Origin of the sequence: Bradyrhizobium sp., assembly GCF_036009065.1 — a bacterium.
Lineage (GTDB): Bacteria > Pseudomonadota > Alphaproteobacteria > Rhizobiales > Xanthobacteraceae > Bradyrhizobium.
In genome coordinates this window covers 21619-27618 of sequence record NZ_DASYMN010000273.1, presented here as the reverse complement: position 1 = coordinate 27618, position 6000 = coordinate 21619, and the positions used below count along the sequence as shown (strand labels likewise).

Annotated in this window: 8 protein-coding genes and 1 tRNA gene; 2 read left to right on the top strand and 7 right to left on the bottom strand. The window is 62.2% G+C overall.

Annotated features, from left to right (window positions below; genetic code table 11):
- The first annotated feature begins 638 nt into the window (after window positions 1–638).
- Entirely contained in the window at window positions 639–1133 is a 495-nt protein-coding gene (gene irrA, locus VGP39_RS16710; RefSeq protein ID WP_327569214.1) for an iron response transcriptional regulator IrrA, read from the top strand.
- A 227-nt stretch (window positions 1134–1360) separates the two neighbouring features.
- Here the strand turns inward: irrA and VGP39_RS16705 are convergent, their stop codons facing one another.
- The 4 genes from VGP39_RS16705 to VGP39_RS16690 form a co-directional block, all read right to left on the bottom strand.
- Window positions 1361–2146 carry a metallophosphoesterase gene (locus VGP39_RS16705; protein WP_327569213.1) on the bottom strand — a complete coding sequence of 262 codons (786 nt, stop codon included), beginning with the start codon at window positions 2144–2146 and terminating at the stop codon, window positions 1361–1363.
- A 33-nt stretch (window positions 2147–2179) separates the two neighbouring features.
- Window positions 2180–2944: a 4'-phosphopantetheinyl transferase family protein gene (locus VGP39_RS16700; protein ID WP_327569212.1), complete on the bottom strand. Its 765-nt coding sequence runs from the start codon at window positions 2942–2944 to the stop codon at window positions 2180–2182.
- A gap of 416 nt (window positions 2945–3360) precedes the next feature.
- On the bottom strand, window positions 3361–3558 hold the full coding sequence (locus VGP39_RS16695) for a hypothetical protein (protein WP_327569211.1): 198 nt from the start codon (window positions 3556–3558) through the stop codon (window positions 3361–3363).
- A 317-nt stretch (window positions 3559–3875) separates the two neighbouring features.
- A complete protein-coding gene (locus tag VGP39_RS16690) occupies window positions 3876–4064 on the bottom strand; it encodes a hypothetical protein (RefSeq protein WP_327569210.1) in 189 nt (62 codons plus the stop codon).
- Between the two features lie 199 nt (window positions 4065–4263).
- Between VGP39_RS16690 and VGP39_RS16685 the strand changes: the two genes are divergently transcribed.
- Window positions 4264–4983 carry a hypothetical protein gene (locus tag VGP39_RS16685; protein ID WP_327569209.1) on the top strand — a complete coding sequence of 240 codons (720 nt, stop codon included), beginning with the start codon at window positions 4264–4266 and terminating at the stop codon, window positions 4981–4983.
- 35 nt (window positions 4984–5018) lie between these two features.
- Here the strand turns inward: VGP39_RS16685 and VGP39_RS16680 are convergent.
- The 3 genes from VGP39_RS16680 to VGP39_RS16670 all read right to left on the bottom strand — a co-directional run bounded on the left by VGP39_RS16680 (window position 5019) and on the right by VGP39_RS16670 (window position 5999).
- Window positions 5019–5094, bottom strand: a tRNA-Phe gene (locus VGP39_RS16680).
- A 97-nt stretch (window positions 5095–5191) separates the two neighbouring features.
- The gene (gene yacG, locus VGP39_RS16675) at window positions 5192–5386 is read right to left on the bottom strand and encodes a DNA gyrase inhibitor YacG (RefSeq protein ID WP_327569208.1); all 195 of its coding nucleotides are present in this window, start codon (window positions 5384–5386) and stop codon (window positions 5192–5194) included.
- Window positions 5376–5999: a Maf-like protein gene (locus VGP39_RS16670; RefSeq protein ID WP_327569207.1), complete on the bottom strand. Its 624-nt coding sequence runs from the start codon at window positions 5997–5999 to the stop codon at window positions 5376–5378. Before VGP39_RS16670 ends, yacG begins: the two co-directional genes overlap by 11 nt.
- Between the last annotated feature and the right edge of the window lies 1 nt (window position 6000).

Sequence of the window (6000 nt, the reverse complement as noted above, 5' to 3'; positions counted from 1 at the left end):
GCCGGGAGGCGCCGCGCCCTACGTCACTGGGCGCGCGCGGCTGGCGTTATCAGCTGCGCAAGGCGGGGCCGCTGCTCCGTCTGAAGGGTGCCTCGCAAGCATCCTGGCGCCTCCCGCCGCTCCATCGCGCCAGCGCGGTTCTCTGGTGGAGGAGTTCTGGCAAACCTCGGACGCACTGCGCCGCGAGAACGCGGAAGCTTGGCTGGATCCTCTCGACTAGCCTCAGGATCGTCAAGACCGCCGTATCGCCTGAAGCGCGGGAGTGAGGAGATGATGACCACGACATATATCATACAGCCTTGGGTCGCCGCGCCGTAGAACACGCAGGACGCCATGATGATCAACAAGCCGCCCAAGATTGCACCTCGCTCTCCGATGATGTTGGAGCCGACGCTTCCGTCCTGAAATAGAACGAGCGTAAATTTGCATCACGTCCGCAAGGATTGCCCGCGCAACCGGTAAACGGTTGTACTGGTTCGTTCGAGCGGACGCTTAATCGGTCGGTTGCGGAGATCGGAAACGCAGCAAACCAAAAGGAAAGATCCTCAGAGCATCCTCACAACTTAAGCGATTACAGTTGACCAATACTACTCAGCGAGAGTAAGTTATGTTCGATGAAGGATTGGTCCAAAGTGAGTATGAGCAACAACGTTGCTGGTTCGCGGGACAACACCACCGCCATCACGACCCCGGCTTTGAGCCGACGCCCGTTGACGGGCTGTCCCTGGTCTGACGTCAACGAAATGTTCCGGTCGGTGGATGTGGGTTTGCGCCCGACCCGCCAGCGCATGGCACTCGGCTGGCTGTTGTTCGGAAAAGGGCCACGCCATTTGACTGCGGAAATGCTCTACGAAGAAGCCATCCAGGCCAACGTGCCGGTTTCACTCGCCACCGTCTACAATACGCTCAACCTGTTGACCGACGCGGGAATGCTGCGGCAGGTCAGCGTTGACGGTGCCAAGACCTACTTCGACACCAACGTCAGCTCGCATCACCACTTCTATCTCGAAAACAGCCACGAGCTGGTCGATATTCCAAATCCGCAGCTGATGCTGCAGGAATTGCCGGATGTGCCGGACGGCTACGAGGTCAGCCGGATCGACATGATCGTGCGGCTGCACAAGAAGACCTGAACGGTTGATTGCGCGGGCTCGATCGGTATCCGCACCAATTCTCAACCGACTTCCCGTTGACCCGCTCACCGGGCTTGCAGTACGTCAACTTCGAACACCTCCCACATCGCCGGTGTCCAATTGCGTCTGCGATGAGGCGGCGAGATCGCCGTCATTGCCCGGGAGCAGCATTCCAATGACGGCTCCGCAGCCTTTGCACAGCTCTGGATGACGGCGGTACGTCGGCTTCAGCCCGGTCCTGGCAGGATCTCACGCAGGCAGCTCTCGGCCGCAATGCGGCCGGTCCATTGCTTCGGATATCCGAGCGACACTTCTTCGAAGCGAACGCCGTCCACGTGCTTGGTCGAGCGGATGTGCAAGTGGCCATAGACGACCACTTCGGTCCCGAAGCGGCGGTGCCAGTCGGCCGTCCGGCGCGTACCGCACCACAGGCTGAAGCGCGGAATACGCGGCAGGCGCACCAGACTTTCCAGCAGGGGAAAGTGGTTGATCAAAACCGTAGGCAAGTCATCCCCGCCGGCGGCCAGCCGTGGTTCGGTCTCCTCGCAGCGCGCGTGGCACCACTCGATGCGTGAGGCGTACGGATCGGGATGCAGAAGATGCTCATCGACGCATTCCACGTTGGTTTCGCGCGCCCAGTCGAGGGCGCGTTCGAGGGGAACGTCGGGCGGTCGAAAGCTGTAATCATAGAGCAGGAACAGTGGCGCAATCCGAACCCGGCGGTCGCCGAACCACGCAATTGCGTAGGGGTCTTCGGGGGTGAGGACGCCGAAGGAGCGACACAGCTGCACCATCTGGTCGTACTTGGCTCGGCCGCAGCGGCCGTGCACCTCGCTCGGCAACGTCCAGAGATCGTGGTTGCCGGGTGTCCAGACAATCTGGCGGAACCGGGGCGTCAGCGCTCGCAGCGCAAATTCGAGGTCGGCAATTGTTTCGCCGACGTCGCCACCCAGGATCAACCAGTCATTTTGGGCGCGCGACGATCTGGGCGAGGACCCGTCGGTTTTCCTCATGCCCCAGATGGAGGTCGCTGACCGCATAAAGCCTCATGGGCTGGCGTCGGGCTGAGCATCCGGCACAACCCAGATCAGACGCACGTCGATCGCGTTCTCCGGCGCCGAGACCGCCACAGCGAGCGCGTGCGTGGCGGTTGGGAGATAGCGCCGGAATTGCCAGCGCGAGGGATCGTCCGGGCAGCGGTCATTGAAGCTGATGCGTGGATGGGTCCCGGAGAGGTCGAAAGCGAAGCCATCGAGCTTCAGCGAAAGGCCCATGCCGCGCGCCTTGATATAAGCCTCTTTAAGCGTCCAGAAGCTGAAAAACACGTCGGCGCGATCCCGTTCCGCAGCCAGTTCAAGCGCTGCAACCTCGGCGGGAGCGAACACCGACGGAGCGAGCTGCAAGACGTCGAGACTGCGCGCGACATTCTCGACGTCGACGCCGATTTCAAGGCCCTTGGCGACGGCGACAGCCACCAGCCCGTCGGTATGGGAGATGTTGAATCGCAGGTCGCATGCCGGCGTGGGCCCGGCGATATGCGGGCGTCCGTAGGTGTTGGCATCGAACTGCCATTGCCGTGGAGCAACCTCGGCGTAACGTGACAAGGTCCTCCGCAACAATGCCCGCGCGACGAGGTGCTGCAGGCGCGGTTTAGGAACAACGAACCGTGTCCATCGCGCGTGCTCGTCGGGACTCATCAGCCGTTCATAGCTCCGAAGATCATCGGCGCTGATTTCGTCGGACGCGGCTAACCAGACGTCCACCTGGCCGACCGCAAGTCCGCGCCGCACAGCGAACGATTGCTCGTTCATCGTCGTGGCCGCAGAGGTTCGACGCCCCGGCGCCTTCAAATGAAAGCCCCCGCGAGACATCGCGATTCTGGCGACTTTGCCGCCGCCGTTGTCACGGCGTCGCGTTGCGCAGCAGATCGAGCAGTCGGTCCATCGCAAATTCCAACGCACGGGGCCACACCGTCGCAAGCCCGGCCGCGAACCCTATATCCGCCCGCGTTTCGAAATTCCCTGAACGATGATGCTAGCACAGATTACGCCAGCGCCCCGTAAAATTTACGCGGCGCATCGCTCGGCCACTGCTCGAGAAAGCATGTCTGAGATTGGCCGTAGGGCGGATTAGCGGAGCGTAAGCCGCCATCTTCGTTTTATCGGGATGATATCGTGGCGGGTTACGGCTTCGCCTGACCCGCCCTACGAGTTGTTTGATAATCGCATTACGGCTTCGGCAGGCGGCTCGGCTTGATGATCTTGTCGGTATTGCGGTCGGTATCGTCCATCGGCGGGCCGTCCTCGGGCCGCGGAGGATAGTGATGCCCGCCCTGTTTCTTCTGAATGCGCTCGCGCTCCGCCGGGTCTAAAGCCGGTTTCTGACCAGCGCCGGACACGCTTGGTGGCTGATCTTGATCTGTCATGACGCCGCTCCGCAACAATCGAAACAACGCCTGCAGCAAACGCTGGTTCCCGGGCAGCCGCGGATACGGAAATGACCAGGGTCAAACAAGCTCGGCAAACCCATCATCGTGATACATGATTTTCCGGAAACACGTTGAACCATGCAACTACTTACAAGATCGAGGACATCAGGCTGAAAGACGGAAGACCGATTTTGATGGAGGAGTTGCAACGAGAGATTCCGCGCGCCGAACACCACCAATGGACCGGCCAACCCGCTTGCCGACACGCCATAAAATCCCCAGTCCTACCTTCGTCTTACCCCGGAGTTGCACGCCTACAGCCTGGATTCCGCGCGGGTTTGCGCCGCGCTGCGTGCCTTCGCCGGGCTGCCTAGGGTGTCGCTGGAGGACCCGGCGCTGGTGGCGACGCGCTTGATCGCGCCGCGCAGGGCCTGGATTTTGCCGATGCTCTGCATCTCGGCCGGGCGGAAGATCGCGGTGACTTCGTGACATTCGACCGGCACTTGATCAGGGCTGCCCGAGGCGCAGGCCTCGGGAACGTACGGCGCCTTGAATGCCCGTGAATGGCGGGCGTTATCCAGCGCAAGTTCCGCTTTCCTATGCTTGAAAGGAATTTCGCCGTTCCGCGAATCGGCCGAAAAATCTAAAGTGGAGTTGCGGCGCGGACGCCGTCGTTACCTGACCACCAAGCCGGGGAGTTCCATGGCCCTCACCGCCGCCTTTCGCGAACAAAGTGCCTTCGCGTATGATGACCCGCCGTCAAGCCGGGACGAAGTGCTCGCGCGCTACCGCCAGTTCAGGGAAATCAGCAAGCAGCATCACCAGCAGATCCTGGCGAGTATATCGGGCGATGCGCTGTTGAATCAGGCCCGTCGATTGGGTCTGGCACGGGGAAAGACACTGATCCTCGAGGACATGGAGGAGATGAACTATGTCTATGACCTCGCCATTCACACCGCTTCGCCGCCGCGCTCCCGGGCGATCGACCGTTTTGCCGGCTCGGCCCGGTTTGCACCCGGGTCCGACGAGGCGCTGGTCCTTGAGGCGATGCGCGCGGCGCGCTTCTCCGTTCTCGTGATCGAACGGCACCACGAAACGGCTGGACTTGTCGCCACCGACCTGTTTCGGCGCACCGAGGTGTGGCTGGTCGATATCGGACTCGAAAGCTCCATGACTGCCGGAGAGATGTTTGCCACCAGGCTTTTCACCCCCGCGCGCTTTTCCATGACGGCGGGCACGTTTGTGCCGTTCGAACTCGACATGTTGACGGACATCCTTGTCGAACTGCCGCGCCGCCTCGTCGATGGCCCCTTTGAAGCCCTGCCCGACAACCGCCACTTCACGGAAGCGATCTATCGCATTGCGCTTGCGGACGGGATAATGGACCGTGTGACGTATCAGGATTTGTCGGACGGCGCGTGACCGGGGCGGCGCCGCGCGTAGCCAAAGGCGAAGCATGGTGCCCAGGGGCGGGATCGAACCACCGACACTGCGATTTTCAGTCGCATGCTCTACCAACTGAGCTACCTGGGCACTTCCCTAGCCGAGGGCCGGGAGCGCCGGTTTATAGTCAGGCCGGGCGGCCGTGTCCACCCGCCTCAAAATAGGCCTGAAACCGGCAATTTGGCGCTCAATCCGCGTTCTCGTCGTCATCCCTGGCGGCGGGAATTTTATACGAATCCGACAGCCAGCGGTTCAAGTCGACGTCCCGGCAGCGCTCGGAACAGAACGGCTTCGAGGCCTCGGTGGCGGGCTTGCCGCAGATCGGGCAAGACTTTGTAGCCCCCTTTGCCCCCTTGGCATCTTCTGGCGGTTTAACCGGCATTCAACCAGCCGAACCGGATCGGAAAGCCTTCGCCGCCGAGCAGCGTCATCGTCTCGTACAGCGGCAGGCCGACGATGTTGCTGTAGGAGCCGACCATCTTGACCACGAACGATCCGGCGATGCCCTGCACCGCGTAACCGCCGGCCTTGCCGCGCCATTCGCCGGAGCCGATATAGGCCTGAATGTCGTCCTCGCTGAGCCGCTTGAAGCGCACGCGAGTCTCGATCAGGCGCTGGCGAAACGCTTCTTTGGGCGTCACCAGGCAGATCGCGGTGTAGACGCGATGGTTGCGCCCGGACAATAGCCTCAGGCATTGCGACGCTTCGTCGACCAGATTGGCCTTCGGCAGGATGCGGCGGCCGACCGCGACCACGGTGTCGGCGGCGAGAACGAAGGCGCCGCGCAACTCGTCGTCGAGTTGCACCGATTTGAGCGCGGCATCGGCCTTGGCGCGGGCGAGACGGTTGGCGCAAGCGCGCGGCAGCTCGCCGCGCTTCGGGGTCTCGTCGACGTCGGCGGGGCGCAACGCATCGGGCTCGATGCCGGCCTGGTTGAGCAGGCCGAGGCGCCGGGGCGAGCCGGAAGCGAGAACGAATTTGGGACGGCCTAGCATG